A 26,579-nucleotide genomic window follows, 5' to 3' on the forward strand; every position below is an offset into this window, starting at 1 on the left:
CGCTCTAGGCCAGGTCGCCGGAGGCCGCGTCGAGCAGCAGATAGGCCCGGCCGGCTTCCGACGACAGCAGGGCCGCCAGCAGGAAGCCCTCGCGGTCCTGTTCCGAGGCCTGCTCGATCATTCCCGAATAGCGGCGCAGAAACCGCTCGGCGTCGGCACGCAGCGGCGCGTCGGAGAACAGGCGGCGGACCAGGCGACGGATGGCGGCCGGGGCCAGGGTCTTGACCACCTCGCGGGCGCCCGCGCCGTCGCGGGTCTGGATGACCGCGGCGATCTCGTCGATGCGGCTGCGCGGCAGCAGGGCCGTGGCGTCGATGCCCATGGCCAGGATCTCGGCGGCCATCTTCTCGCCGAGGGCGGCGTCGCCCGGCGAGGCGTTTTCCAGGCCCGACAGAAGGTTGCGCCACGACCAGCCGCCCAGCGGCTCGGCCCGCTCGCTCGGCGGGGCCGCCGCGGGCGTCGGCGCGGTCGGCGGCGCGTGGCGACCGCCGGCGGCGTCGAACATGGTGCGGAACTCGTCGTCGGTGGCCGTGGGGGTCAGCCGCAGGCGCGGGCGCAGGCCGATCTCCTCGGCGCTGGGGGCGTTGGCGGCCGGGGCCGGCGGCGGGGCGACCGGGGCGGGAGCGACGGGCGGCGGGCTCTGCGGCGGCCGGGGCGCGGGGGTCGGGGCGGCGCGCGGCGCTGCCTGAGCCGGGGCGGCGGCGCCGAGCGCGCCCATCCGGCTGACCGCCTCGCTGAGCATGTCGTAGTTGCGGCGCACCCGCTCCTGGAACGCCTGGTCGATGGCCGCCGTCTCCTCGGCGGTGCGGCGGGCCGAGAGCCGCAGGTCCTCGATGCCCTTGTCGATCTGGGACCGGACCTCGTTGGCCTGGGCTAGGGCCTCGGCCGGCAGGTCGGCGGTGCGGCGGCCGACATCGGCCAGCATCGCCTCCATCTCGGCAATGGTGGCGCGGGCGGTCTCGACGCTTTCGGCCAGCTTCTGGGCCGTCCGGGCCCCGGCCTGCTCGACCACCTGGGCCGACTGCTCGATCAGGTCGCGCGCCTCGTCCATCCGCGATTCGAACACCGTGTCGGCCTTCTGGCCGGCGGCGAAGGCGATCTCGTTGAGCTGGTCGACCCGGCCGCGCGCGGTCTCGACCCGGCGCTCTACCCCTTCGCTGGCCCGGTGGGCGGCGGCGGCCATGGCGTCCAGGGCCTGGGCCAGGGCGGTCTCCAGATCGCTGCGCTGGCCGTGGGCGGCGCTGGCCAGGGCGGCGATGGCGCTGGAGGTCTCGGCCGCCAGGGCCTCGCGCTCGGCCCGGGCCGCCTCGGCGACCTCGCGCAGCTGCTGGGCCGCCGCGCCGATCAGGCCGCGCAGCACCTCGGCCCCCATGGCCGCCATGTCGCCCATCTCGGTGGCGCCGGCCCGGGTATGGCCGATGAACTCGGTCAGCTGGGCGGTGCGGGTCTCGGTCTCGGCGGCGAAGTCCTCCTGGTCGGCGCGCAGCGACTGGCTGGCGGCGACCAGGGCGGCGCGCTGCTGGGCCAGGGTGCGCTCGACCGCGCCCATCTGGTCGCCGACCCCCTGGCCGGCGGTCTCCAGCCGGGCGACCTGCCGCGACAGGTCCTCGGCCCCGATCCGGGCGGCGTCGGAGGCCTCGGCGGCGGCCGCGGCCAGGTCGGCGGCGCGGGCGGCCAGGGCGGCCTCGGCCTCGCGCAGCTGGGTCTCGGCCAGGTCAGAGGCCTCGGCCACCATCCGGGCCTGACTGCCGATGGCGTCGACCACGGCGGTGGACTGGGCGTCCAGGGTGGTGGCCAGGGCGTGCATGGCCTGGCGCTCGTGGCCCAGGCCCTCCGACAGCTGCTGGGCCATGCGGGCGGACTCGCCGGTGGCCTGGGCCAGGGCCAGGGTCTCCTCGGCCAGGGCCTCGCGCAGCGCCAGGATGCGGGCGCGCGCCTCGTCGGCGGCGGCGTTGGCCGCCTCGATCTCGGCCCGGATGCCGTCCACTGCGCCGGTGACCCCGGCCGCGGCCAGGGTCGCGGGGGTCAGCAGCCGGTCGGTCATCACCCGGTTGCGCTTGAGCTCGGCCGACACGCCCATGGCCTGGCGCAGCATGTAGGCGCCCAGCAGGGTGAAGACGGCGGGACCCACGGCCATGGCGGCGAACACCGCCAAGGCGAAGCGGTCGACCTTCAGCGACGGCACGCCGGCCCCATAGCCCAGGGCGAAGGCGATCGGCGCCAGGGTCCAGAGCGCGGCGGCGGCGAGGGCCAGGCTCCAGAACAGCGGGGCCGGCATGGGTTTCTTGTCTTCGTAGGTCGACAATGGCGTGGCCGGCGAGGTGTCACGCGGCGGGGACACCGCGGCTTCGGAACGCCTGGACGGGGCCGGCGGTTCGGGTTCGGCCGCCGGGGCCGGCGGCTGGGCGGCGGGCGCGGTCAGGAACGACGGCAGCGGCGCCAGGGATTCGGCCTCGACCGGCGCGGCCCGCTTGCTCCGCGGCGTGTAGGGAACGAAGGGCTCGGGAGTCTTGACCTCGGGCGCGGGCGGCGGCTCGGCCTCCGCCTCGGCCGCGGGGGGCGGCGGCTCCACGGGTTCGGGCTCGGGGACCGGTTCCGGCTTGGGGGTCGCGGCGAAAAAGCCCCGCCGGACGCTGGCGCGAGCGGGCTCCGCGACGGGTTCCGGGGCGGGATCGGCGCCGAGCGCCAGCGGACCCCGGTCGAGAGTCGGCGGCGGCGCCTCGGGCACGGCGGCGATGTCGAGATCCGTGTCCGGTTCGCTGACAGGCGCGTCCGCATCAGGCTCGGCCCGACGGCCGACGTCCTCGACCGGCGGCTCCACGGGAATGCCGGAGAAATCAAGCGGTTGGCGCTTCTTAGGCTTCATACGCAGCCATAGTCCCAGGGCGAACGGCTTGGGGCCGGATGAACATCGCCGCGCGGACGCCCCACCCTCGCGCAACGAACAAACCTAACGGCGAAAAGCCCGCGCGCATAGCGGGTTCCGCCGGTTTTCGGCTGGCGGCAAGCGGTTGACGCGTTAAGGGCCTAGGCGCTGACCGCCACGGTCTGCCGATGCGGGCAGGTGGAGGTGCTTTCGACGGCTTCCTGGCGGGGCGAACGGGCGACGGTGCGCTCGACCTTGTGCGGCGCCTTGACTTGGCACTCGAAGGCCACGCCGAACTGGCACAGGGCCATGGCCGAGAGCCAGAGCATGATCGCAGCGAAGAATTCAGCCAGGGCGGACATCGGCGAACCCATATTCCGATAGCGACGTTATGCGATAGTTCGCGGCCGAGCTCGAATGAACTTTTGGTCATGAAAGGCCGACGAGGGCCGCTAGGCCGCCGAGGCCGGCGGCCGACGCGCCAGCTTCAACGCCCCAGCGAGACCCAGCCCGGCCATCGCCGCCATGGCCAGGTAGCCGCGCGTCCCCAGGGCGTCGAACAGCGGCCCCGAGGCCAGGGTGCCCACGCCCAGCATGAAGCCGGCCGACAGGGCCGAGTTGATCGCCTGGGCGGCCGAGGCGCTGGCGGGCGGGGCCAGGCGCTCGATCAGCCGCAGCGAGGCCATGAAACTGGCCGCGAAGGTTAGGGCATGCAGAGCCTGCAGCGGAAACAGCAGCCATAGCGGCGGGGCGAAGGCGTAGGCGGTCCAGCGCAGCAGGGCGGCCGCTCCGCCCAGCACCAGCAGCTTCTCGGGCCCGACCTTGCGCCGCCAGGGCTCGGCGAACCACATGAAGCCGACCTCGACGGCGACCCCGACGCCCCACAGCACCCCGATCATCGGGGCCGGAATCCCTTGCTGTCGCCACAGCAGGGCCGAGAAACCGTAATAGAAGGCGTGGGCGCCCTGGATCAGGCCGGTGGCGGCCACGGCCAGCAGGAAGGTCCGGTCGCGCAGCAGGCCGCCCAGGCCCGCCCAGCGCGCCTGGCGGTCGGGCTTGGCCCCGGCCGCATGCACCCGCTCGGGCGGCAGGACCGCGACCGAGACCACGGCCACGCCGACCAGGGCGGCGGTGATCCAGGCGACGATGACGCTGGGCGCGGCCACGGTCAGCACCGCCCCCATGGCCAGGTTGGCGACGATGAAGGCCGCCGAGCCGGCCCCGCGCGGCAGGCCGTAGTTGAAGCCGTCCAGCCGCGCCCGGCGCAGGGTCAGGACGTCGATCAGCGGCGTCAGGGTGGTCATGAAGGTCATGCCGACCAGCCAGCAGGCCAGCAGCCCCCAGAAGCCCGGCGCGGCCAGCATGGCGGCGTAGCCGGCCGCCCCGCCGACCGCCAGCAGGGCCAGGGGCGTGCGCCGCAGCGCAAAACCGTCGGCCCACACCGCCAGCACCGGTCCGGTCAGCGGCCGGATCAGCAGCGGCGCGGCCAGGATCAGGCCGATCTGCGCGCCGCTCAGGCCGCGGGCGTGGAAATAGGTGGCGATGAACGGCAGGCTGACGCCGGTCCCCAGATAGGAGACCACATAGAACAGGCCCAGCCGGACAGGCGCGGACGACATGGCTGAACCCTCCTGATCCCTTCTCCCCTTGCGGGAGAAGGTGGCGGCCGAAGGCCGACGGATGAGGGGTCGCGCCGCCCTACCCGCCGCACGCAGCGGAAACCGCCATCGACCCCTCATCCGACCTCGCTCCGCGAGGCCACCCTCTCCCGCAAGGGGAGAAGGAAAGTGCTACTCCGCCCCGCCGAACCGGGCCGTCCATTCGGCGATCTGTTCGTCCTCGATCTTCTTGAACAGCACCTCGGGCGCGCGGACCGGCAGGCCGATCGGCAGGCTCGACAGTTCGGCGGCGGCGTCGGTGGTCGGCCAGGCCGGCGGCCAGGCCAGTTGGAAAGCCTCGCCGATCGTCTCGGCCGCGAACGGGATGAACGGGGCGGAGACGCGGGCGTAGAGCGCCGCCAGGTTCAGGGCCGTGCGGACGATGACCGCGGCGCGGTCGCGGTCGGTCTTGATCGCCGTCCACGGGGCGGCTTCCTGCAGATATTCGTTGCCGACCACCCACAGGGCCCGCAGGGCCTGGGCGCTCTTGCGCACCTCGATGGCCTCCATCTGCTCGGCGAGATCCGCCAGGCGGGCGGCGACGTCGGCGTAGAGCTTCTCCTCCAGCGGCCCCGGCGCGCCGCCGTCCGGGATCACCCCGTCGAACTTGCTCTCGGTGAACTTCAGGATGCGGTTGACGAAATTGCCCAGCACGTCGGCCAGGTCGCGGTTCACGGCGCTGGCGAACTGCTCCCAGGTGAAGGCGGTGTCGCTGCTCTCGGGCGAATTGGAGGTCAGGTACCAGCGCCACAGGTCCGGCGGCAGCAGCTCCAGCGCCGCGTCCATGAACACCCCGCGCCGGCCGCTGGTCGAGAACTTGCCGCCGTACCAGTTGAGCCAGTTGAAGGCCTTGAGCATGTCGACGCTCTTCCACGGCTCTTCCGAGCCGAGGATGGTGGCGGGGAAGCTGACGGTGTGGAAGGCGACGTTGTCCTTGCCCATGAACTGCACGTAGCGGACGTCGGCCGCGCCCTCGTCGGTGCGCCACCACGACTTCCAGTCGCGGCCGGGCCCGGCCTCGGCCCACTCCTGGGTGGCGGCGATGTACTCGATGGGCGCATCGAACCAGACGTAGAACACCTTGTCCTCGAAGCCCGGGCGCGGGAACTCGCCCTTGGTCACCGGGATGCCCCAGGAAAGGTCGCGGGTGATGCCGCGGTCGATCAGGCCCTCGTCCAGGTGCTTGTAGGCGATCGACTTGGCCAGCAGCTGCCAGTCGGGATGGCTGTCGATCCAGGCCCGGATGCGTTCGGCCATCTTGGTCTGCAACAAATAGAGGTGGCGGGTGTCGCGCACCTCCAGGTTCCGCGATCCGGAGATCACCGAATAGGGATCCTTCAGGTCGATGGGGTCCAGCAGGTTGCCGCAGTTGTCGCACTGGTCGCCGCGCGCCTTCTCGAAGCCGCAGTGCGGGCAGGTGCCCTCGATGTAGCGGTCGGGCAGGAAGCGCTTGTCGTCGATGGAATAGACCATCTGGTCGACGCGTTCCTCGATCAGGCCGCGGTCCTCCAGCACCTGGGCGAAATGCTGGGTCAGGCGATGGTTCTGCGGCGAGGACGAGCGGCCGAAGTGGTCCCAGGACAGGCCGAAGGCGCGGCCGACGTCGTGCTGCAGCACGTGCTGCTCGGCGCAATAGCTGGCCACGTCCTGGCCGGCGGCGGCGGCGGCCAGCTCGGCCGGGGTGCCGTGCTCGTCGGTGGCGCAGATATAGAGGGTGTCATGCCCCCTCGCCCGCTGGAACCGCGCATAGACGTCGGCCGGCAGCATCGATCCCGCCAGATTGCCCAGGTGCTTGATCCCGTTGATGTACGGCAGGGCGGAGGTGATCAGGATGCGGGCCATGAGGCGATCGGTCTTTCGGGAGTCGCGGGGAGCGGTTGGATATAGAAGCTGGGGCGACGAAACGAAAGCTTCGGCGCGCGGGGCGGCGGTAACGATGGAAGATCGGTCGGTGCGCGGCGGAGGGGGTTCGGGCCGCCGGTTGATCGCCGCTTTCGACCGGCGCGGACATCGCCACACGCGAATTAGGTGCTCAGCGCCGGGTGTCGACGGCGATCCAGTTCACTTCCCAGCTGATCCCGCCGTCGTCGGAAAACGCCTGCTCGAAACGAGCGGAGTTGGCGGTCACCTCAGAGATGATGAAGCGCACCAGGATGGCCCGGCCGCCCAGCGTGTCCTGTCCGTAGAATACGCCGCGACCGTTCCTGAACTCGCCATATACCGGCCGGGACAGCACCCCGCCGCCGGCGAAGTTGAGGCTCCACTGCCGGGCGTCCGGATCGTACAGGCGCAAGGACAGGCCCTCGATCCGTCCGGCCGGTCCTTCGACCTTCAGTTCGACGAGATTGGCGCGGCCGTCCAGCACAGGACGCACGATCGTCACGCCCTCGTACTTGACCCAGGTGCTCGAGCCGCTCAGGGGGTGCTGGAGACGAGACAGGCGCGTCGTCCATTCGCCGATCTCCCAGTCAAAGTCCCGCTGACCGTCTCGACTCTCGGGGACGGCGGCGGGGGATGGCTGCGCAGCGGCGGCCAACGGCGGACCGCCGAGCAAAAGCGTCGCCGCAGCGATGGCTGCGCTCAAACCGCAGATCATGCCGCCCTCCAAACGTCCCGCTATGAACGGCAATAAAGCGCATCCGGGCGGCGGAGTCTCTGGGGAGAAGGCGCCCCCTTTCCTACCTTCCCTCCCCATTTCGGGGAGGGTGGGCCCGAAGGGGTCGGGTGGGGAGCGGTGCAGGGTGGTGGACGGGGGCGATCGGCCGACTCAGCAGGCCCCACCCGACCCTGGCTCCGCCAGGGCCACCCTCCCCGAAATGGGGAGGGAAGGGATTTCGCGGGGATCGACGCCGCTCCATCCCCGCCGCCCGCGCCAAGAACCCCAGCAACTTCAACGCCCTGAAAAATAACCAGCGTCCCCAACCCGCCAGGGCTCAAACCTCCCGCACAATCACGGCTGTCTCCGTCGCGGAGGAGGGCGCTTGGTACCGACCCGAAGCGGCGATGGAGATGGAACCGAGCGGGGCCGCCTGGGCCTGGCGATCGGATCGCGGCGGGCGGCGGGGCTCAGAAGGCTCCAAGGCCCTTCGCGGACGGTGGCGGGACAGGCGGGTCGACGGGGCCGGGAGGTTCAAACCGGCCTGTTCCAGGATCTGTCGGAGTCGCTGACGGCCCCTTCCGGGCGACTTTGATCCTGCCCGTCCGAGGGGGAACGTCGATCGGGATGAAACAGGCCCTCAGTCGCCGTCCCTCGAGAAAAACGGTTCCGCGGAGCGGTCTGTCCAAGCCGAAACGCAAACACACTACCCACGGTCTCCGGGCCTGGCCCGGCCGCTCCGCACCTCCTCACCCAACTCGTCGCGAAAGCCCGAGGCCGAAGAACCGTGTCCGCGCCGCACCGGCCGGCGGCGCGGCTCCAGGAGCGCCGATGCCCCCTGCCCTAGTTTTCCAGCCGCGCCACCAGGCTGGAGGTGTCCCAGCGGTTTCCGCCCATGGCCTGGACCTGCGCATAGAAGCCGTCGATCAGCGCCGTGGCCTCCAGCCGGGCCCCGTTGACGCCCGCCTCGGCCAGGGCGATGCCGAGGTCCTTACGCATCCAGTCGACCGCGAAGCCGAAGTCGAACCGTCCTTCGGCCATGGTCTTCCAGCGGTTCTCCATCTGCCAGGACTGGGCCGAGCCCTTGGAGATCGCCGCCAGCACGTCGTCGGTCGGCAGGCCGGCCCGCTTGGCGAAATGCAGGGCCTCGGCCACGCCCTGGACGACGCCGGCGATGGCGATCTGGTTGCACATCTTGGTCAGCTGGCCCGCGCCCGACGGCCCCATCCGGCGCAGGGCCTTGGCGTAGGCGTTCAGCGCCGGCTCGGCCCGGGCGTAGGCGGCTTCGTCGCCGCCGGCCATGATCGTCAGCTGGCCGGCCTCGGCCCCGGCCTGGCCGCCCGACACCGGGGCGTCGACGAAGGCCCGGCCCGCAGCCTGGGCGGCGGCGTCCATCTCGCGCGCCACCGTCGCCGAGGTCGTGGTGTGGTCGACGATCACCCCGCCCGCCGCCAGGGCCGGCAGGGCCTGCGCCACGACGTCGCGCACGTCGTCGTCATTGCCCACGCACAGCATCACCAGCTCGGCCCCGGCCGCCGCCTCGGCGATGGTCGGCTTGGCGACGCCGCCGTGCCTTTCGACCCAGCGGGCGGCCTTGCCCGGACTGCGGTTGAACACGGTCACGTCGTGACCGGCGGCCTTCAGGTGGCCGGCCATCGGAAAGCCCATCACGCCCAGGCCGATAAACGCCGTCTTCATCCCGCGAACTCCCGAAAGCCCAAGCTGTGGAAAGGGTCCGACATCGCCCGCCGCGGCGGCGATCGCAACGGCATTTTAACGTCCAGGCCTCAGCTTCCGAGAAACAGCGTTAAACGGGCTTAAGCACAATGGCCGTCAGCGGCGAACAGCCGATCGTCATCAAGAAGGTCAAGAAGGTCATCGGGGGCGGCCACCATGGCGGCGCCTGGAAGGTGGCCTATGCCGACTTCGTGACCGCGATGATGGCCTTCTTCCTGCTGATGTGGCTGCTGAACGTCACCAGCCCCGAGCAGAAACAGGGCATCGCCGACTATTTCGCCCCTGCCTCGGTCTCGTCGACCACCAGCGGCTCGGGCGGCATCCTGGGCGGCACCTCGCTGGGCGACGACGGCGCCAAGGCCGACGGCAAGATGTCGGTGATCCAGCAGATGGCGCCCGAGGCGCCGACCCAGACCGACAAGCAGGGCCAGAGCTCGACCACCGCCAGCCTCGACTCGGCCAGCGAGCAGGCCCTGCGCGACGCCTTGGCCAAGAAGGAGCAGGACAGCTTCGCCTCGGCCGCCCAGTCGCTGCGCCAGTCGCTGCAGGAGATGCCGGAACTGGCGGAGCTGTCCAAGCAGATCATGATCGACCAGACCCCCGAGGGCCTGCGCATCCAGCTGATCGACCAGGACGGCCGCTCGATGTTCAAGGAAAACTCGCGCGAGCCGAACGACCGGGCCCGCATCCTGCTGCGGGCGGTGGCCAAGATCATCAACCAGCTGCCCAACCGCATCACCATTTCGGGCCACACCAGCGCCAGCCCCGCCGGCAAGCGCTCCGACAGCGACTGGTCGCTGTCGGCCGAGCGCGCCGACGCCTCGCGCCAGGTGCTGAGCGGGGCCGGAGTCGACGAGGACCGCATCTACCAGGTGTCGGGCAAGGCCAATTCCGAGCCGCTCTACGCCGACGACCCGACCCTGGCCGGCAACCGCCGGATCTCGATCGTGCTGCTGCGCGAGAAGCCGGTGCTGCCCGATGGCCTCTGAGCGCGGCGCCTGTGACCCGATGCCGCTGTCCCCGCTAGCGCCGCTTGCGCAAGCCGCGCGGATACCGCCTAATCGCTCATCCGCCGCAGGTCGGCATCCCTAGAGGAAACAGGCGCTTTTCCGTGACGCAGCATTTCCCGACCCGACAGCTGCGGTTCTTCCTGACGGCGCCCACGCCTTGCCCCTACCTGCCCGGCCGCGAGGAACGCAAGGTCTTCGCCCACCTGCCGCTGTCCGACGGCCCGACCGTCAATGACAGCCTGACCCAGGTCGGCTTCCGCCGCTCGCAGAACATCGCCTACCGCCCCGCCTGCGAGACCTGCCGCGCCTGCCAGTCGGCCCGGGCCCCGGCCGCCGACTACGTGTTCTCGCGCTCGGAACGCAAGGTCCTGGCCCGCAACACCGACCTGGAGCGTCACCTGGTCGAGGCCGAGGCGACGCTGGAGCAGTTCGAGCTGCTGCGCCGCTACCTGCTGACCCGACACGCCGACGGCGGCATGGCCGAGATGACCTGGCCCGACTATGTGGCCATGGTCGAGGACACCGCGGTCCGCACCCACCTGATCGAGTACCGCCTGCGCTCGCTGGACCGCGGGCCCGGCGACCTGATCGCCTGCGTGCTGGTCGACGTCCTCGCCGACGGCCTGTCGCTGGTCTACAGCTTCTACGACCCGACCCTGGTCAAGCGCAGCCTGGGCTCGTTCATCATCCTCGACCACATCGTCCAGGCCCAGGCCAACAGCTTGCCCTATGTCTATCTGGGCTACTGGGTCCCGGGCAGCGAGAAAATGGCCTACAAGGCCCGCTACTCGCCGCTGGAGATTCTCAAGCCCGGCGGCTGGGCCCTGATGTCGGCCCGCGAGCGCGGGGCGCGGCCGCCCAAGCCGGTCGGCGGCGCCAGTCCGGACAACGCCGGCCTGGAGCTCAGCGACGCGGAACCCGCCGAGATCGGCGGCTTCCCCTCGCCGGGCAAGCCCTGAGCGGGCCCCTACCGCGCGAAGCTGACCCCGCCGTCCACGGTGACGGCCGAACCCACCACATAGTCGCCGGCCCGCGAGGCCAGGTAGATCGCCGCCCCGGCCATGTCCTCGATCGTGCCGATGCGGCCGGCCGGGATGCGGCCGGACACCTCGTCGGCATGGTCGCGGGCGACCTTGTTCATGTCAGAGGCGAAGGCCCCGGGGGCGATGCAGCTGACGGCGATGTTCTCCGGCGCCAGGCGCAGGGCCATGCGCTTGGTCATGTGCAGCAACCCAGCCTTGCTGGCCCCGTACGGATAGGTCTCGTCGGTGGTCACCGACTGGCCGTCGATCGAGGCGATGTTGATCACCTTGGCGACATGGTCCTTGGCCGCGGCCCGCAGGTGGCCGATCAGGGCCTGGGTCAGGAAGAACGGCGTCTTCATGTTGAGGTCGACGACCTTGTCCCAGCCGCTCTCGGGGAAGTCGTCGAAGGGCGCGCCCCAGGCGGCCCCGGCGTTGTTGACCAGGATGTCGAGCTTGTCCTCGCGCTCGGAGATCCGCGCCACCAGGCCCTGGACGCCTTCCAGGGTCGAGACGTCGGCCGGCAGCGATACGCACTCGCCCAGAGCCGACAGTTCCTCCGCGGTCGCGTCGCAGGCGGCGGCCTTGCGGGCCGAGACATAGACCCGGCGGGCGCCGTAGGTCAGGAAGCCCTCGGCGATCATCCTGCCGATGCCGCGCGAGCCGCCGGTGACCAGGGCGACGCGGCCCTTCAGGGAGAACAGATTCTGCATGGGTCGATCCTTCACGGGGGTTGCGGGCGGTTACTGCGCCGGGTCGACCAGGGCCTGGTAGACCAGGGTCGCGGCGGTTTCGTCGATATGGGCCAGGGCCGGGTCGGCCTCCTTGCCCAGGATGTGGATCATGCCCAGCATCAGCAGGTCGTTCTTGGGATCGACCCAGAACCAGGTGCCGGCCGCCCCGCCCCAACTGAAGGTCCCCTGCCCTTGCAGCGTGCCGGCCCGGGCCGGATCGGCGACCACCGCAAGGTCGAGGCCGAACCCTCGGCCCCTGGCCGGCGAGAACAGCGCGCCTGGGGCGGCCATCACGGCGTCGGACAGGTGGTTGGAGGCCATCAGCCTGACCGTCGCCGGGGCCAGGATTCGCGCGCCGTCGAGCTCGCCGCCGTTCAGCAGCATCTGGGCGAAGCGGGCGTAGTCGGCGGTGGTCGAGACCAGGCCGCCCCCGCCGGAGGCCACGGTCGGCGGCTTGCTGACGTCCAGCACCATGAAATTGTCGGCGACCACCCGCTTTCCCGACTTCGGGTCGATGGCGTAGAGCGTCGCCAGGCGGTCCTGCTTGGCCGGAGGGAGCCAGAAGCCGGTGTCGGTCATCTTCAGGGGGCCGAAGATCCGGGCCTGCATGAAGTCGGCCAGGCTCTGGCCCGACAGTTTCTCGACGATGTAGCCCTGCACGTCGACCGAGGCGCTGTAGCGCCATTCCACGCCCGGCTGGCTGGCCAGGGGCAGCTTGGCCAGGGTGTCGATGAAGGCCTGGGGCGTCTTGGAGGCGAGCAGGCCGCTGTCGCGATAGGCCTTCTCGACCGGCTGATCCGTGCGCAGGCCGTAGGCGAAGCCGCCGGCGTGGGTCATGATCTCGCGCATGGTCGGCGGGCGGGAAGCCGGCTCGGTGACGAAGGTCCCGTCCGGGTTCTGGCCCTTATAGACCCGCAGATTGGCGAACTCGGGGACGTACTTGCTGACCGGATCGTCCAGTCGCCAGCGGCCCTCCTCGAACAGGATCATCATCGCCACGCCGGTCACCGGCTTGGTCTGGGAATAGATCCGGAACACCGTGTCCCTGGTCATCGGCGGGCCGTCGAGGGCTTTTCGGCCATAGGCCTCGAACGCCACGATCTTGCCGTGGCGGGCCAGCAGGACGGTCGCGCCGGGCACATGGCCCTGGTCGACCAGCCCTCGCATATAGGCCTCCAGGCGTCTGAGCCGTTCGGGCGAGAAGCCGACGCTGTCGGGCGCGGCTGGAGCCAGGGCCGCGCTTTGCGTCCTGGACGCGCTCCAGGCCGGAGCGGCCGTCAAGCTCAAGGCGGCGAGCGCCGCCGCCATCACCCGCCGAATCCGCATCCTCCGCCCCGAACAGTTGTTTTAAGGCACCTTAGCTCGCTTTGACGAAGCGGCAATGACCCTTTGCTGCGATCGCCTAGGCCATTGCCCGCCCCCCGCTGTTGCGGCTAAGGAGAACCCCCCGCTCGGCGTAGCGGTCCTGGCCGGTTTAGCTCAGCTGGTAGAGCAGCGGTTTTGTAAACCGAAGGTCGCGGGTTCGAGTCCTGCAACCGGCACCATCATGACCGAGGCGCGACGGCCCACCGGTCTTCGCCGGCGAGACGGACTGGAAGAGGATTTCAGCCCTCAACCATCCCGCGCTCGCCGCCCAGTCGCGCCAGCGCCTCCGGCCCCGCCGCCCCGGGCTTGTCGAGCGGGAAATCGTAGACCGCCGTGGCGCCATAGCGGTGCGGGGCCTGGGGATCGCGGCGGCGCTTGTCGAAGGCCAGGACCCGGGTGCCCAGCTTAAAGGCCTCCTTGATGTCGTGGGTGACCATCATGATGGTCAGGCCGTGCTCCCGCCACAGGCCGGTGATCAGGGCGTGCATGTCCAGCCGCACGCCGGGGTCCAGCGCCCCGAACGGCTCGTCGAGCAGCAGGATGCGCGGCTTCTTGATCAGGGCCTGGGCGATGGCCAGGCGCTGCTGCATGCCGCCCGACAGCTGGGCCGGATGGACGTCGCCGCTGTCGCCCAGGCCAACGGCGGCCAACATCAGGTCGGCCTGTTCCAAGGCCGCGCGGCGCCGGCCCCCCGACAGCCGTCCGCGCAGGGGCGAGCCCTCGCAGTCCAGGCCGAACACCACGTTGTCGCGGGCGTTGAGGTGCGGGAACACCGAATATTTCTGGAACACCACGCCGCGGTCCGGCCCCGGCTCGGCCCGCAGCCGGCGGCCGTCGAGGTCGATGGCGCCGCGGCTGGGCGCCTCCTGGCCCAGGGCCAGGCGCAGGAAGGTGCTCTTGCCCGCCCCCGACGGCCCGACGATCGAGACGAAGCTGCCCTGGGTGATCCCCAGGTCGACGTTCTCGAGCACGACCTTGTCGCCGTACTCCACCCAGACGTTGCGGAAGGTCAGCAGGTCCATCTCAGCGCCCCCGTACGGGATGGGCCCAGGGATAGGCGCGGCGGCTGATCATCCGCAGGCCGGCGTCCATCAGCACCGCCAGCACCGAGATCCAGACGACATAGGGCAGGATGATGTCCATCGACAGGTAGCGGCGGACCAGGAAGATCCGGTAGCCCAGGCCGACATCGGCGGCGATCGCCTCGGCCGAGATCAGATAGACCCAGGCCGGGCACAGCGACAGCCGCAGGCTGTCGATCAACCGCGGCATGGCCTGGGGCAGCGCCACCCGCAGGGCCAGCTGCCAGGTGCTGGCCCCCAGGGTCTGGGCCTTGACCAGCTGCTCTTCGGGGATGGCGGCGACCTGGGCGGCCAGGTCGCGGACCATCACCGGGGTGATGCCGATGACGATCAGGGCGATCTTGGCGGTCTCGCCCAGGCCGAAGACGATGAACAGGATCGGCAGCACCGCGATCGGCGGCACCACGGCGATCACCGCCACCAGCGGTCCGAACTTGGCCCGCAGCAGCGGCAGCAGGCCCAGGCCCAGGCCCAGCACCAGGGCGGTCCCGGTCGCGATGACCAGGGCGATCCCGATCCGCCTGAGGCTGGCGGCCGTGTCGACCACCAGGGGCGCCGCGCCGGTCAGGGGATCGACCCGGGCCATCAGCTGCACCGCCTCGACCATGGCGGCCGGGGTCGGCAGCAGCTTGTCGCGCGGGTTTTCGGCGTGGCGGGCCTGGGAGGCCATCAGATAGACCAGCGCCACCGCCAGCAGCGGCAGCAGACCCAGCAGCACGCGAAGGCCGCCCCTGGGTCTGACGTTCAACAAGCGGCGCATGGGTTCGGGTCCTGCAGGGCGCTACAGCTTGCCCTCGGCCGCCTGCTGAACATAGCTCGGATCGAAGCGCAGCTTCACATTGGCCGGATCGCCCAGGGTCTTGCCGCCCGGGAAGCTGATGCCGATGTCGTCCACCGACTTCGCGCCCTGGCCGAACAGGCCCATGCTGAAGCTGAACTTGCGCACCCGGTCGTTGGCGGTGACCAGGTCGGGGCTGACCGTAGCGGCCAGGGCGGCCTTGGGATCGGCATAGAGATAGGTGGTCTTCAGCTGGCTCTCGAACCCGGCCAGGTCCGAGCCCGACAGCTTGGCCATCGCCTCGCGGGCCGCCTTGCCCTCGGGGGTCTGGGCGACGGTCAGGGCCAGGGTCTCGTACCAGATGCCGGTCAGGGCCTTGCCCAGATTGGGATTGGCCTTCAGGGCCTCGGTGCTGACCATCAGGCCGTCGAGGATCTCGCCGGGGATCTTGGAGCTGTCGAACACCTCGGTCGCGCCGGGCATCTTCTTCACTTCCGACAGCTGCGGGTTCCAGGTCACCAGGGCCTTGGTGTCGGCGGCGCTGTAGGCGGCGACGATGTCGGCGTCGGAGGTGTTGACCGTCTTGACGTCGGCCATCTTCAGCCCGGCCTTCTCGAGGGCGCGGGCCAGCAGGTAGTGCGACACCGACAGCTCGACCAGGTTGACCGGCCGGCCCTTGATCTCGGCCAGGCTCTTGCCGTTCTTCAGGATCACTCCGTCATTGCCGTTGGAATAGTCGCCGATCATCAGGACCGTGGTGTCCTTGCCGGCGGCGGCCGGCACGGTCAGGGCGTCCATATTGGTGGCGGTGACGCCGTCCAGCTTGCCGGCCGAGAACTGGTTGAGGGATTCGACATAGTCGTTGATCTGCACCAGCTCGATCTGCACGCCGTACTTGTCGGCCCACTTCTTCACGATGCCCGACTGCTGGGCGTAGGCCCAGGGCATCCAGCCGGCATAGATGGTCCAGCCGATCTTGTAGCTGCTCTTGGCCGCCGTCGCCGCCGGCGCGGCCGCGGTCGCCGCCTTGTCGGCGGGTTTGGGTCCGCACGAGGCCAGCGCCAGGCAGGACATGGCCATGGCCGCAATGAAACGCTTGCGGGTGAACAAGACACTCATGAGCGGGCTCCCTTGAAATCGCTGAGCCCAAGGTTTCGCATATTACGAGTTTGCGCAATCGTAATACTGAAGGCGGCGGATTCCGCGCTCCGTCACCGCGGAACCTGCATCAAAAACAAGCCGCCCGCCCTGGCGGCGCCGCTTCATGCGCCGTTCCGGCCCGCCGGAGGGTCAGACGGCCTCGTCCTCCAAGGCCCGGCGCACCAGGGCGCTGTCGACATATTGCTCCATGCTGACGATCTTGCCGTCCCTGAGCCGGTAGAGGTGAGCGAAGGTGGCGGTCATCGCCCTGCCCGTCGCCCGGTATGTCCCCGAATAGACGCCGAAGGCGGCGACGCGGTCACCGTCCTCCAGATAGGTGTGGGCCTCCGCCCGATAGTCGATCCATTCGGTCGCCAGACGATGAAAGACCCCGGCCAGGATCGCCTCGGGACCGACATAGGTCCCCGCATAGGGAAAGCCGGCGGCCTCGGTCCAGGCCGCGTCGGGCGCCAGGGCGGTCAGCAGGCGCTCGCCCTTCTCGGCGGGCGAGGCCTCATAGGTGGCGCGGATGATGTCCTTGTTCGAGGCCATGGCTCAGCCCCATTTCATTTCGCCGGTGGCGACCTTGGCGCCTATCTGCAGCGCCACCCCCATGCCGGCGTCCGGATAGCGGGCGGTCATGGCGGCGATCAGGGCGGCGCTGTCCTTGGCCTTGGCCAGTTCCTGCTCGAAGGCCAGCAGATAGTCGCGGGTATAGGCCAGCGCCGCCGGACCCGTCGTCGCCGCGGGCGTCATGTGCCCCGGGACGACCACGGCCGGCGCGCGGGCCAGCATGGCCTCAAGTTCCCGGACCCAGGCCGCGCGGGCCTCGGCGCCGGCGGTGTCGGCGGTCCAGACGTGGACGCCGGAAAACACCAGCACGCCGCCGAAGATCGCCGACAGCGACGGGGCCCACAGATAGCGGCGATTGGCCAGGCCCTGGGCGGGAACGATCTGGATCGCCTGGCCGTCGACGGTCAGGTGGTCGCCGTCGAACGGCTCGGGCATGACGATGTCAGCCAGCGTCTTGGGGCCGTTGTCGGCCAGTTGCGGCCCCCAGGTGGCGAGCTTCTTCTCGACGCTGGCCTGGATCGCCGCGATCGTATCGGAGGCGGCGATCACCCGCGCCTCGGGAAACGCGGCCTTGATCGGCCCCAGGCTGAAATAATAGTCGGGATCGCTCTGGCTGACATAGATCGTGGTCAGTCGGCGACCGGCGGCCTTGATCGCCTCGACCACGGCCCGGCCGTCGGGCAGCGTGAAGCCGCCGTCGATCAGCACGGCCTCGCTTGGGCCCCAGATCAGGACCGGGGCGCGGAAGAAGCCGTTCTCGCCGGCGGGAAAGGCCTTCCATTCGAGGGTTGCGGCGGCCTGGGCCCCGGTCTGGCCGGCCAGGGCGGCGACGCCGCCTGCGATCGTGGTCTTCATCATCCGTCTCCTGGTGGGCATGGCTGCGTTCCCCGTGTGCGAAGAACCCTACGCCTTCAGGATTGCCATTCGAAGATCGAGAAAATACACAGTCTGTATGTCACAAGCATACAATCCGCGCGAAAGCACGGCGCGCGACATCAACAATCTCAAGCGCCTGGCCTATTTCGCCGAGGTGGTGGAAGCCGGCTCGTTCACCGCCGCGGCGGCGCGGCTGGGCATCACCAAGGCCGTGGTCAGCCAGCAGGTCGCCAAGCTGGAGCGCGAGTTCGAGACCACGCTGCTGGTGCGCACCACCCGCAGCGTCCGGCCGACCGAGGCGGGCCGCGCCTTCTACGAACGCTGCGCCCGCATCCTCTCCGAGGCCCAGGAGGCGTTCGACGGCCTGGAGGGCGACCACGGGGCCCCGACCGGGATCCTGCGGCTGACGGCGCCGTTCGACTACGGGATCGCCGTCGTCGTTCCGGCGATCGCCGAGTTCCGCCGCCGCTTTCCGGCCTGCGGCGCCGATCTCGTCATCAGCGACCGGACCCTCGACCCGGTCGAGAAGGACATCGAACTGGCCATTCGGGTCGGCTGGCTGACCGACAGCGGCCTGCGGGCCCGGCGGATCGGGTCGTTCGAGCAGGTCCTGGTCGGCGATCCGGCCTTGGCCGCCGATCTGGGCGAGGCGGCCGGGCCCGACCGCATCGCCGGCCTGCCGTTCGTCGCCAACAGCATCCTGCGCGACCCGCTCGGCTGGACCTTTTCCCGCGGCGCCGCCGAGCAACAGGCCGTGAAGCTGTCGGCCGTGCTCCGCATCGACGCGACTTTGGGGGTCCTCGAGGCGGTGCGCGCCGGGGCTGGCGTATCGATCCTGCCCGACTTCGCGGTCCAGCAGGACCTGGCCGGCGGCCGGCTGGCCCGGCTGCTGCCCCACTGGAGCCTGGACGCTGGCGGGATCTATGCCGTCACCCCGGCGACGCGCTTTCGACCGGCCAGGGTCGCGGCCTTCCTGAACGTGCTTGTCGAATGGGAACGGCGCCGGACCCACGCGCCCTGACGCGGCGCGCTCCGGTTCGGCGTCAGGCCGCCCCGCCGCGCCGCGCCTTGGCCGCCGGCGCGGCCGACTCGTCCAGGTCGAGCACGGCGCGGATCTGGTCGATCAGGGCCTGGCGAGCATAGGGCTTGTCGATCATCGGAAAGGCGTTCGCCCAGGATAGGGCCTCGTCGCCGACATAGCCCGAGGTCAGCAGCACCTTGAGGTCCGGATGGGCGCCGCGGGCCTGGCGAGCCAGTTCGACGCCGTTCATGCCCCCCGGCATCACCACGTCGGAGAACAGCAGGTCGAACCGCTTGCGGCCCTTCAGCCGCTTGAGGGCGGCGGCGGCGGTGGTGGCGGTCGCCACCTGGTAGCCCTCGCTTTCCAGCGTCTCTACGGCCATGGCCAGCACAGCCGGATCGTCCTCGACCACGAGCACCCGTTCGCTGCCGCCGGTCGACTTCATCCGCACCTCGTCGACGGCGCGGATGACCGGGACCGCCGCGCTCAGCGGCAGCAGGATCTCGAACACCGCGCCCTGCCCCGGCGCGCTGCTGACCGACACCTCGCCGCCCGACTGCTGCACGAAGCCGTAGACCTGGGACAGGCCCAGGCCCGATCCCTTGCCCACCTCCTTGGTGGTGAAGAACGGCTCGAAGATCCGCGAGGCCACCTGCGGGTCCATGCCTTCGCCGGTGTCGCGCACGGCCACCAGGATCCTGGAATTGTCCGGACCGGTCAGGCGGGTTTCGATCGACAGGGCGCCGCCGCCCTGCATGGCGTCGCGGGCGTTGACCGCCAGGTTCAGCAGCGCGCTCTCGAACTGGGCGGCGTCGAGATAGGCCGGCAGAGGGGTCTTGCCGAGGTTGAGGGCGATGGTCACACCGTCGCCGACCGCTTGGCGCAGCAGCGGCGAGAAGTCTTCGATCAGGCGGTTGAGATCGACCGTCACCGGGTTCAGGTGCTGGCGGCGGGCGAAGGCCAGGAGCTGGCGGGTCAGGGCCCCGCCCCGCTCGGCGGCCTGCAGCACGGCGCCGATCTGCCGGGCCAGCTCATGGTCCTGGCCGGTGCGGCGGCGGATCAGCTCCATATTGCCCAGAATGACGGTCAGCAGATTGTTGAAGTCGTGGGCGACGCCGCCGGTCAGTTGGCCGACCGCCTCCATCTTGCGGGCGTGTCCCAGTTGCTCCTCCAGCACCCGGCGATCGGTGTTGTCGAGCAGGGTGCCGAACACCACCTGGCGGCCGCCGTCCTCGTCGGGGGCCAGGACCCCCTGGTCGATCAGCGAGCGATAGCTGCCGTCGGCGCAGCGCCAGCGGTACTCGCAGGTGTAGGACCCGGTCCGGCGCGCCTCGGCCTGGGCGCGCACGACGATCTCGACGTCGTCGGGATGGACCCGGCCGATGCCGAAATCGGCCTTGGCCAGGAATTCCTCGGCGGTGAAGCCGGTCAGGCCCAGCACGCTGTCGCTGACGAACAGCGGCTGAAAGGGCGGCTCGGCCGTGCGCGAATGGAAGACCACCGGCAGGGCGCGCAGGATCGCCTGCTGGCGTTCCTGGGTCTGGCGCAAGGCCCGCTCGGCGGCCAGCTTCTCGGCGTGGACGCGGGCGTTCTCCTCCAGCAGCAGGCGCCGGCTCTCCGACTGGCGCTCCAGCTCCAGGGTCTTGACGTGCAGGTCGACCAGGACCTGCACCTTGGAGCGCAGGATGAACGGATCGACCGGCTTGAACACCACGTCGACCGCCCCGGCCGAATAGGCTTTAAAGATATGGGCCTCGTCGCGGAACACCGCCGTCAGGAAGACGATGGGCACGTCGCGATTGCGGCGCCGCTGGCGGATCAGCTCCGCCGTCTCGTAGCCGTCCATGCCCGGCATGTGCAGGTCGAGCAGGATCACCGCATATTCGTCGGTGAGCAGCCGGCGCAGGGCCTCCTCGCCCGAGCGGGCGACCACCAGTTCCTGGCCCAGGGTCTCCAGCGCCTGGGTCGCGGCGAAGGCGTTGCGCTCGTCGTCGTCGACGATCAGGATCCGCGTCCGGGGCCGATCCGGAGCCGGCGGGATCGGCTGGCGCTGCACCGCAGGGAAGCTCATTGGGCGGCGCTATGCAGGGCGATGATGTTGTCCCCGGCCAGACGCTGGGCGTCGGTGCGCTGCACCGAAACCCGCAGGACCGAGATCAACTGGTCGATGTCGACCGGTTTGGAAACATAGTCGGAGGCGCCGGCCTGGATGCACTTCTGCCGGTCGCCCTTCATCGCCTTGGCGGTGACGGCGATCACCGGCAGGTCCGAGAACTGTGAGCGGGCGCGGATCTCACGCATGGTCTCGTAGCCGTCCATGTCGGGCATCATGATGTCGACCAGAACCATATCGACCGACGGCAGGCTGTCGAGCAGCTCCAGCCCGGCCCGGCCGCTTTCGGCGTAGCGCAGCTCGATTCCGTACTCTTCCAGGGCGCTGGCGAGGGAGAAGATGTTGCGGATGTCGTCATCGATGACCACGGCCGTCAGGCCGCTGAGCACGGCATCGGCGTGGCGGCTTTGGGCGATCATCGCCCGGGCCGGGCTCGACAAGCGATCCAGCGGCGCGTGCAGCAGCATGGTGACGTGGTCGATCAATTGCTCGGGCGAGCGCGCCAGCCGCGCCAGGCCGGAGAACACCGCCAGCCGCAGCCGACGCTCGTCCTCCAGTTCGAGCGTCTGCGGCGCATAGGCGACCACCACGCCTGACGGCGTGTCGCGGTGCTTCAAGGCGTCGACCAGCGGGCCGACCGGTCCCGCGCCGACGTCGATGACCAGGCAACCGCCGTCGGCGACGAACGCCTCGGCCGGCAGGTCCGACAGGGCGGACACGGTCTTCAGGCCGCCGAAGGCCGCGCGCAGGGTGTCGGCGGCCTCGCCCTCCCCGCCGACCAGAATCGGGGCGCGGCCGGTCTCGGCCACCAGGCGCTTGACCTTCTCCAGGGTCGAGGCCACCGCCTCGCGCTCCACCGGCTTGCTGGTGAAGCCGAAGGCCCCCATCGACAGGCCCAGCCCGCCGTGGTCGTCGGCCGAGATCACCTGCACCGGAATGTGGCGGGTGTCGGGGGTGCGCTTGAGCAGGTCCAGCAGGGCTAGGCCGTCCATGTCGGGCAGGCCGATGTCCAGCATGATCGCCTGGGGCGCAAAGCGCCGAGCCAGGGCCGGCACGGCCGATCCCTCGCCGGTGACCACGCCCTTGAAGCCGCTGTCACGGACCAAGGACAGCAGGATCGAGGCGAAGCGGGTGTCGTCCTCGACGATCAGCACCACGGAGTCGCCGGGATCGATCGACTCGCGGTCGTCGACCACCGTCTCGGCCGGCTCGGCCGAGCCGGCCTCGGCAGTCGACAGCCGGAAGGTCTGCACCGGCGCGGTGGCCGGCCGCGGCTGCAGCGACTGCGAGGGCTGGGCCGCCGGGCTGAAGTTGAGCGGCAGATAAAGGGTGAAGGTGCTGCCCTGCCCCGGCGTCGAGACGACCCGCAGCTCGCCGCCCAGCAGCCGGGTGATCTCGCGGCTGATCGACAGGCCCAGGCCGGTGCCGCCGTACTTGCGGCTGGTGGTGCCGTCGGCCTGCTGGAACGCCTCGAAGATGATCCGCTGCTTGTCCTCGGGGATGCCGATGCCGGTGTCCTCGACCGAGAAGGCCAGCACCTGGCCGGCCTTGTTGAGGTGGTCGTTGCCGCTGGCCCAGCCGTCGTCGGCCCGGGCGATGGTCAGGCGCACCGAACCGGCTTGGGTGAACTTGAAGGCGTTGGACAGCAGGTTCTTGATCACCTGCTGCAGGCGCTTGTCGTCGGTGTACATCGAGCGCGGCAGGGCCGGGTCGATGTTGATGAAGAAGTCCAGCTTCTTGTCCTGGGCCAGTTGGGCGAAGGTGCGGTCGGTCTGGTCGCGCAGGGACGCGAACGACATCTCGCCGATGTCCAGGGTGACGGTGCCGCTCTCGATCTTCGACAGGTCGAGGATGTCGTTGATCAGGCCCAGCAGGTCGGCGCCGGCGCTGTGGATGTTGCGGGCGAACTCGACCTGCTTTTCGCTCAGATTGCCCTGCGAGTTCTCGCTGAGCATCTTGGACAGGATCAGCAGGCTGTTGAGCGGCGTGCGCAGCTCGTGGCTCATATTGGCCAGGAACTCGGACTTGTACTTGGAGGTCAGGGCCAGCTGTTCGGCCTTTTCCTCCAGCGCCGCCTTGGCCTGCTCGACCTCGGTGTTCTTGGCCTCGACCTGCTTGTTCTGGGCCGACAGCAGGACGGCCTTGTCCTCCAGCTCGGCGTTGGTCTGCTGCAGTTCGTCCTGCTTGGAGCGCAGCAGTTCCTCGGACTGACGCAGCGACGCGGCCTGCAGTTCCAGGCGGTCGTTGGTCTTCTTCAGCTCCTCCTGCTGGGCCTGCAGCTCGGCGGTCAGCAGTTGCGACTGTTCGAGCAGCCCCTCGGTGCGCATGTTGGCGGCGATGGTCGACAGCACGATGCCGATGGATTCCATCAGCTGGTCGAGGAAGGCCTGCTGGGTCTCGTTGAACGTGCCGAAGGTGGCCAGCTCGATCACCGCCTTCAGCTCGCCTTCGAACAGGGCCGGCAGGACAATGATGTTCTGCGGGGCGGCCTCGCCCAGGCCCGAGCTGATCTTGACGTAGTCGGACGGCACGTTGGTCAGCAGGATGCGCTGGCGCTCGGCGGCGCACTGGCCGATCAGGCCCTCGCGCTGGCGCAGCCGGGCCGGCGGCCGGTCGCCGGGATTGGAGGCGTAGCTGGCCGCCAGGTTCAGAACCGGCTCGCCGTTGACGTCGTGGTCGGAGACGTAGAACACCCCGTGCTGGGCGTTGATCAGCGGGGCCAGCTCCGACAGCACCAGGTTCGACACCGTCGACAGGTCGCGCTCGCCCTGCAGCATGCGGCTGAACCGGGCCAGGTTGGTCTTCAGCCAGTCCTGCTCGGTGTTCTTCAACGTCTGATCCTTCAGGTTGCGGATCATCTCGTTGATGTTGTCCTTCAGGGCCGCGACCTCGCCCGAGGCCTCGACGGTGATCGAGCGGGTCAGGTCGCCCTTGGTCACGGCCGTCGACACCTCGGCGATGGCGCGAACCTGGGTGGTCAGGTTGGCGGCCAGTTCGTTGACGTTGTCGGTCAGGTCGCGCCACAGGCCCGCGGCGCCGGGCACCCGGGCCTGGCCGCCCAGCTTGCCTTCCGAACCCACCTCGCGGGCGACGTTGGTCACCTGGTCGGCGAAGGTGGCCAGGGTCTCGATCATGCCGTTGATGGTGTCGGCCAGCGAGGCGATCTCGCCCTTGGCGTCCAGGGTCAGCTTGCGCTTGAGATTGCCCTGGGCGACGGCGGTGACGACGTCGGCGATGTTGCGGACCTGGCCGGTCAGGTTGGCGGCCATCATGTTGACGTTGTCGGTGAGGTCTTTCCAGGTCCCGGCCACGCCCGGCACCTGGGCCTGACCACCCAGCTTGCCCTCGGTGCCAACTTCCCGCGCCACCCGGGTCACTTCCGAGGCGAAGCCGTTCAGCTGATCGACCATGACGTTGATCGTCGATTTCAACTCTAGGATCTCGCCCTTCACGTCGACAGTGATCTTCTTGCTGAGGTCGCCCTTGGCGACGGCGGTGGTGACGTCGGCGATGTTGCGGACCTGGCCGGTCAGGTTGGCGGCCATGAAGTTGACGTTGTCGGTCAGGTCCTTCCAGGTCCCGGCCACGCCCTTGACCTGCGCCTGGCCGCCGAGCTTGCCCTCGGTGCCGACTTCCCGCGCCACCCGGGTGACTTCCGACGAGAACGAATTGAGCTGGTCGACCATGACGTTGATGGTGTTCTTCAGCTCCAGCACCTCGCCCTTGACATCGACGGTGATCTTCTTGGAGAGGTCGCCCATGGCCACGGCGGTGGTGACCTCGGCGATGTTGCGCACCTGGCCGGTCAGGTTGCCGGCCATCAGGTTGACGTTGTCGGTCAGGTCCTTCCAGGTCCCGGCCACGCCTTCCACCCGCGCCTGGCCGCCCAGCTTGCCTTCGGTGCCGACTTCGCGGGCCACCCGCGTCACTTCCGAGGCGAAGCCGTTCAGCTGATCAACCATGACGTTGATGGTGTTCTTCAGCTCCAGGATCTCGCCGCGCACGTCGACGGTGATCTTCTTGGAAAGGTCGCCATTGGCGACGGCGGTGGTCACCTCGGCGATGTTGCGGACCTGGCCGGTCAGGTTGCCGGCCATGAAGTTGACGTTGTCGGTCAGGTCCTTCCAGGTCCCCGCCACGCCCTTGACCTGGGCCTGGCCGCCGAGCTTGCCCTCGGTGCCCACTTCCCGCGCCACCCGGGTCACTTCCGAGCTGAACGAGTTCAGCTGGTCGACCATGGTGTTGATGGTGTTCTTCAGCTCCAGGATCTCGCCGCGTACGTCGACGGTGATCTTCTTGGAGAGGTCGCCCATGGCCACGGCGGTGGTCACCTCGGCGATGTTCCGCACCTGACCGGTCAGGTTGCCGGCCATCAGGTTGACGTTGTCGGTCAGCTCCTTCCAGGTGCCGCCGACCCCGGTGACATTGGCCTGGCCGCCCAGCTTGCCCTCGGTGCCCACCTCCCGCGCCACCCGGGTGACTTCCGAGGCGAAGGCGTTGAGCTGGTCCACCATGACGTTGATGGTGTTCTTCAGCTCCAGCACCTCGCCCTTGACGTCGACGGTGATCTTCTTGCTGAGGTCGCCCATGGCCACGGCGGTGGTCACCTCGGCGATGTTCCGCACCTGGCCGGTCAGGTTGCCGGCCATCAGGTTGACGTTGTCGGTCAGCTCCTTCCAGGTGCCCGCCACCCCTTCCACCCGGGCCTGACCGCCCAGCTTGCCCTCGGTGCCGACTTCGCGCGCTACCCGGGTCACTTCCGAGGCGAAGCTGTTGAGCTGGTCCACCATGGTGTTGATGGTGTTCTTCAGCTCCAGCACCTCGCCCTTCACGTCGACGGTGATCTTGCGGCTCAGGTCGCCCCGGGCCACGGCGGTGGTGACCTCGGCGATGTTCCGCACCTGACCGGTCAGGTTGCCGGCCATCAGGTTGACGTTGTCGGTCAGGTCCTTCCAGGTGCCCGCCACGCCGCGGACGTTGGCCTGGCCGCCGAGCTTGCCTTCCGTACCCACTTCGCGCGCCACCCGCGTCACTTCCGAGGCGAAGCTGTTGAGCTGGTCCACCATGGTGTTGATGGTGTTCTTCAGCTCCAGCACCTCGCCCTTCACATCGACGGTGATCTTGCGCGACAGGTCGCCGTTGGCGACGGCGGTGGTCACCTCGGCGATGTTGCGGACCTGACCGGTCAGGTTGGCGGCCATCAGGTTGACGTTGTCGGTCAGGTCCTTCCAGGTGCCCGCCACGCCCTTGACCTGGGCCTGGCCGCCGAGCTTGCCCTCCGTACCCACCTCCCGCGCCACCCGGGTCACTTCCGAGGCGAACGAGCCCAGCTGCCCGACCATGGTGTTGACCACCTTGCCGATGCGCAGGAACTCGCCGCGCAGGGGCCGCTCCTCGTTCTCCAGGTCCATGGTCTGGCTGAGGTCGCCTTTGGCGGTGGCGCCGATCACCCGGGCCATTTCGGCGGTCGGGTGGACCATGTCGGTGATCAGGGTGTTGACCGCCTCGACGCTGTCGGCCCACGAGCCGGTGGCGCCCGGCAGCCGGGCCCGGTGGTTGATCTTGCCCTGCTTGCCGACCACGTCGCCGAGCCGCTCGAACTCCTTGGAGATCCGGTCGTTCAGATCGACGGCGTCGTTGAAGGCCTCGGCCAGTTCGCCATCCAGCCCCGACAGGTCGGTCGGCAGCCGGACGGAAAAGTCCCCGCGCCGGAACGCCCGCAGGGCGGCGAGCAGCTGGTGATTGTCCAGGCTGCGTTTGGCGATGGTCTGGGCGGCCGGCATACGCTTCTCCACGTCGACACGAATTGTCACGTGGGGGTCGGCCAGAGCGAAACCGCCGCCCAAAGCTCCGCTTCCCCCAACAGCCCACCAACGCGGCCCAAATTCATTGGTTCCCGCCGTTGCCGGACTTGGCTGTTCTTCGGCGACGCCGTCCAGCGCAGGCTCGTCATCCGGCCGGCCGGCAATGTCATTTGATCAAGAGACGATCGATCTGGAACTTCGCCT

General features: G+C 69.7%; 18 protein-coding genes and 1 tRNA gene. 4 read left to right on the plus strand and 15 right to left on the minus strand.

Annotated elements, in window-relative coordinates:
• Positions 1-4 precede the first annotated feature (4 nt).
• The 6 genes from ACIPQB_RS08930 to ACIPQB_RS08955 all read right to left on the minus strand — a co-directional run bounded on the left by ACIPQB_RS08930 (position 5) and on the right by ACIPQB_RS08955 (position 8,818).
• Positions 5-2,866, minus strand: coding sequence for a polar localization protein TipN (locus ACIPQB_RS08930; protein WP_446484867.1), 2,862 nt, complete (start codon positions 2,864-2,866; stop codon positions 5-7).
• Between the two features lie 161 nt (positions 2,867-3,027).
• Positions 3,028-3,228 (minus strand): hypothetical protein, encoded by a 201-nt coding sequence (locus tag ACIPQB_RS08935; protein WP_446484868.1) that lies wholly within the window; start codon positions 3,226-3,228, stop codon positions 3,028-3,030.
• 90 nt (positions 3,229-3,318) lie between these two features.
• The gene (locus ACIPQB_RS08940; protein ID WP_446484869.1) at positions 3,319-4,485 is read right to left on the minus strand and encodes an MFS transporter; all 1,167 of its coding nucleotides are present in this window, start codon (positions 4,483-4,485) and stop codon (positions 3,319-3,321) included.
• A 171-nt stretch (positions 4,486-4,656) separates the two neighbouring features.
• Entirely contained in the window at positions 4,657-6,366 is a 1,710-nt protein-coding gene (metG, locus tag ACIPQB_RS08945) for a methionine--tRNA ligase (RefSeq protein WP_446484870.1), read from the minus strand.
• Positions 6,367-6,556: 190 nt separating this feature from the next.
• Positions 6,557-7,120 carry a hypothetical protein gene (locus tag ACIPQB_RS08950; RefSeq protein WP_446484871.1) on the minus strand — a complete coding sequence of 188 codons (564 nt, stop codon included), beginning with the start codon at positions 7,118-7,120 and terminating at the stop codon, positions 6,557-6,559.
• 843 nt (positions 7,121-7,963) lie between these two features.
• The gene (locus ACIPQB_RS08955; RefSeq protein ID WP_446484872.1) at positions 7,964-8,818 is read right to left on the minus strand and encodes an NAD(P)-dependent oxidoreductase; all 855 of its coding nucleotides are present in this window, start codon (positions 8,816-8,818) and stop codon (positions 7,964-7,966) included.
• 128 nt (positions 8,819-8,946) lie between these two features.
• Between ACIPQB_RS08955 and ACIPQB_RS08960 the strand changes: the two genes are divergently transcribed.
• Together ACIPQB_RS08960 and ACIPQB_RS08965 are read left to right on the plus strand one after the other, a co-directional pair.
• The gene (locus tag ACIPQB_RS08960) at positions 8,947-9,846 is read left to right on the plus strand and encodes a flagellar motor protein MotB (RefSeq protein WP_446484873.1); all 900 of its coding nucleotides are present in this window, start codon (positions 8,947-8,949) and stop codon (positions 9,844-9,846) included.
• Between the two features lie 122 nt (positions 9,847-9,968).
• Positions 9,969-10,826, plus strand: a complete 858-nt coding sequence (locus ACIPQB_RS08965) for an arginyltransferase (protein WP_446484874.1) — start codon at positions 9,969-9,971, stop codon at positions 10,824-10,826.
• 8 nt (positions 10,827-10,834) lie between these two features.
• On the opposite strand, the gene ACIPQB_RS08970 is transcribed toward ACIPQB_RS08965, so the two are convergent.
• Together ACIPQB_RS08970 and ACIPQB_RS08975 are read right to left on the minus strand one after the other, a co-directional pair.
• A complete protein-coding gene (locus ACIPQB_RS08970) occupies positions 10,835-11,602 on the minus strand; it encodes an SDR family oxidoreductase (protein ID WP_446484875.1) in 768 nt (255 codons plus the stop codon).
• A gap of 30 nt (positions 11,603-11,632) precedes the next feature.
• Positions 11,633-12,949, minus strand: coding sequence for a serine hydrolase domain-containing protein (locus ACIPQB_RS08975; protein WP_446484876.1), 1,317 nt, complete (start codon positions 12,947-12,949; stop codon positions 11,633-11,635).
• A gap of 142 nt (positions 12,950-13,091) precedes the next feature.
• Here ACIPQB_RS08975 and ACIPQB_RS08980 point away from each other — a divergent pair.
• A tRNA-Thr gene (locus ACIPQB_RS08980) sits at positions 13,092-13,167 on the plus strand.
• 60 nt (positions 13,168-13,227) lie between these two features.
• Here the strand turns inward: ACIPQB_RS08980 and ACIPQB_RS08985 are convergent.
• From ACIPQB_RS08985 to ACIPQB_RS09005, 5 genes are all read right to left on the minus strand, one after another.
• The gene (locus tag ACIPQB_RS08985; protein ID WP_446484877.1) at positions 13,228-14,010 is read right to left on the minus strand and encodes an ATP-binding cassette domain-containing protein; all 783 of its coding nucleotides are present in this window, start codon (positions 14,008-14,010) and stop codon (positions 13,228-13,230) included.
• Position 14,011: 1 nt separating this feature from the next.
• Positions 14,012-14,830 carry an ABC transporter permease gene (locus ACIPQB_RS08990; protein ID WP_446484878.1) on the minus strand — a complete coding sequence of 273 codons (819 nt, stop codon included), beginning with the start codon at positions 14,828-14,830 and terminating at the stop codon, positions 14,012-14,014.
• Between the two features lie 21 nt (positions 14,831-14,851).
• Positions 14,852-15,967, minus strand: a complete 1,116-nt coding sequence (locus ACIPQB_RS08995; RefSeq protein ID WP_446484879.1) for a putative urea ABC transporter substrate-binding protein — start codon at positions 15,965-15,967, stop codon at positions 14,852-14,854.
• A gap of 171 nt (positions 15,968-16,138) precedes the next feature.
• Positions 16,139-16,540: a nuclear transport factor 2 family protein gene (locus ACIPQB_RS09000; RefSeq protein ID WP_446484880.1), complete on the minus strand. Its 402-nt coding sequence runs from the start codon at positions 16,538-16,540 to the stop codon at positions 16,139-16,141.
• A gap of 3 nt (positions 16,541-16,543) precedes the next feature.
• Positions 16,544-17,416 (minus strand): MBL fold metallo-hydrolase, encoded by an 873-nt coding sequence (locus tag ACIPQB_RS09005; protein WP_446484881.1) that lies wholly within the window; start codon positions 17,414-17,416, stop codon positions 16,544-16,546.
• A 97-nt stretch (positions 17,417-17,513) separates the two neighbouring features.
• Here ACIPQB_RS09005 and ACIPQB_RS09010 point away from each other — a divergent pair, with 97 nt between their 5' ends.
• Positions 17,514-18,458 carry a LysR family transcriptional regulator gene (locus tag ACIPQB_RS09010; protein ID WP_446484882.1) on the plus strand — a complete coding sequence of 315 codons (945 nt, stop codon included), beginning with the start codon at positions 17,514-17,516 and terminating at the stop codon, positions 18,456-18,458.
• Between the two features lie 22 nt (positions 18,459-18,480).
• Here the strand turns inward: ACIPQB_RS09010 and ACIPQB_RS09015 are convergent, their stop codons facing one another.
• Both ACIPQB_RS09015 and ACIPQB_RS09020 read right to left on the minus strand, forming a co-directional pair.
• Entirely contained in the window at positions 18,481-20,529 is a 2,049-nt protein-coding gene (locus ACIPQB_RS09015) for a response regulator (protein ID WP_446484883.1), read from the minus strand.
• Positions 20,526-26,354 (minus strand): HAMP domain-containing protein, encoded by a 5,829-nt coding sequence (locus ACIPQB_RS09020; RefSeq protein ID WP_446484884.1) that lies wholly within the window; start codon positions 26,352-26,354, stop codon positions 20,526-20,528. Before ACIPQB_RS09020 ends, ACIPQB_RS09015 begins: the two co-directional genes overlap by 4 nt.
• Between the last annotated feature and the right edge of the window lie 225 nt (positions 26,355-26,579).

The organism is Caulobacter sp. LARHSG274 (assembly GCF_052871235.1).

Bases quoted from the DNA above. Each gene is read 5' to 3' on its own strand.
- ACIPQB_RS08990 (WP_446484878.1), bottom strand. From the start codon at position 14,830: ATGCGCCGCTTGTTGAACGTCAGACCCAGGGGCGGCCTTCGCGTGCTG.
- ACIPQB_RS08970 (WP_446484875.1), bottom strand. From the start codon at position 11,602: ATGCAGAATCTGTTCTCCCTGAAGGGCCGCGTCGCCCTGGTCACCGGC.
- ACIPQB_RS09010 (WP_446484882.1), top strand. From the start codon at position 17,514: ATGTCACAAGCATACAATCCGCGCGAAAGCACGGCGCGCGACATCAAC.
- ACIPQB_RS08975 (WP_446484876.1), bottom strand. From the start codon at position 12,949: ATGCGGATTCGGCGGGTGATGGCGGCGGCGCTCGCCGCCTTGAGCTTG.
- ACIPQB_RS08985 (WP_446484877.1), bottom strand. From the start codon at position 14,010: ATGGACCTGCTGACCTTCCGCAACGTCTGGGTGGAGTACGGCGACAAG.
- ACIPQB_RS08955 (WP_446484872.1), bottom strand. From the start codon at position 8,818: ATGAAGACGGCGTTTATCGGCCTGGGCGTGATGGGCTTTCCGATGGCC.
- ACIPQB_RS08960 (WP_446484873.1), top strand. From the start codon at position 8,947: ATGGCCGTCAGCGGCGAACAGCCGATCGTCATCAAGAAGGTCAAGAAG.
- ACIPQB_RS08995 (WP_446484879.1), bottom strand. From the start codon at position 15,967: ATGAGTGTCTTGTTCACCCGCAAGCGTTTCATTGCGGCCATGGCCATG.
- ACIPQB_RS09005 (WP_446484881.1), bottom strand. From the start codon at position 17,416: ATGAAGACCACGATCGCAGGCGGCGTCGCCGCCCTGGCCGGCCAGACC.
- ACIPQB_RS08950 (WP_446484871.1), bottom strand. From the start codon at position 7,120: ATGATCTGCGGTTTGAGCGCAGCCATCGCTGCGGCGACGCTTTTGCTC.
- ACIPQB_RS08935 (WP_446484868.1), bottom strand. From the start codon at position 3,228: ATGTCCGCCCTGGCTGAATTCTTCGCTGCGATCATGCTCTGGCTCTCG.
- metG (WP_446484870.1), bottom strand. From the start codon at position 6,366: ATGGCCCGCATCCTGATCACCTCCGCCCTGCCGTACATCAACGGGATC.
- ACIPQB_RS09015 (WP_446484883.1), bottom strand. From the start codon at position 20,529: ATGAGCTTCCCTGCGGTGCAGCGCCAGCCGATCCCGCCGGCTCCGGAT.
- ACIPQB_RS08930 (WP_446484867.1), bottom strand. From the start codon at position 2,866: ATGAAGCCTAAGAAGCGCCAACCGCTTGATTTCTCCGGCATTCCCGTG.
- ACIPQB_RS08940 (WP_446484869.1), bottom strand. From the start codon at position 4,485: ATGTCGTCCGCGCCTGTCCGGCTGGGCCTGTTCTATGTGGTCTCCTAT.
- ACIPQB_RS09000 (WP_446484880.1), bottom strand. From the start codon at position 16,540: ATGGCCTCGAACAAGGACATCATCCGCGCCACCTATGAGGCCTCGCCC.
- ACIPQB_RS09020 (WP_446484884.1), bottom strand. From the start codon at position 26,354: ATGCCGGCCGCCCAGACCATCGCCAAACGCAGCCTGGACAATCACCAG.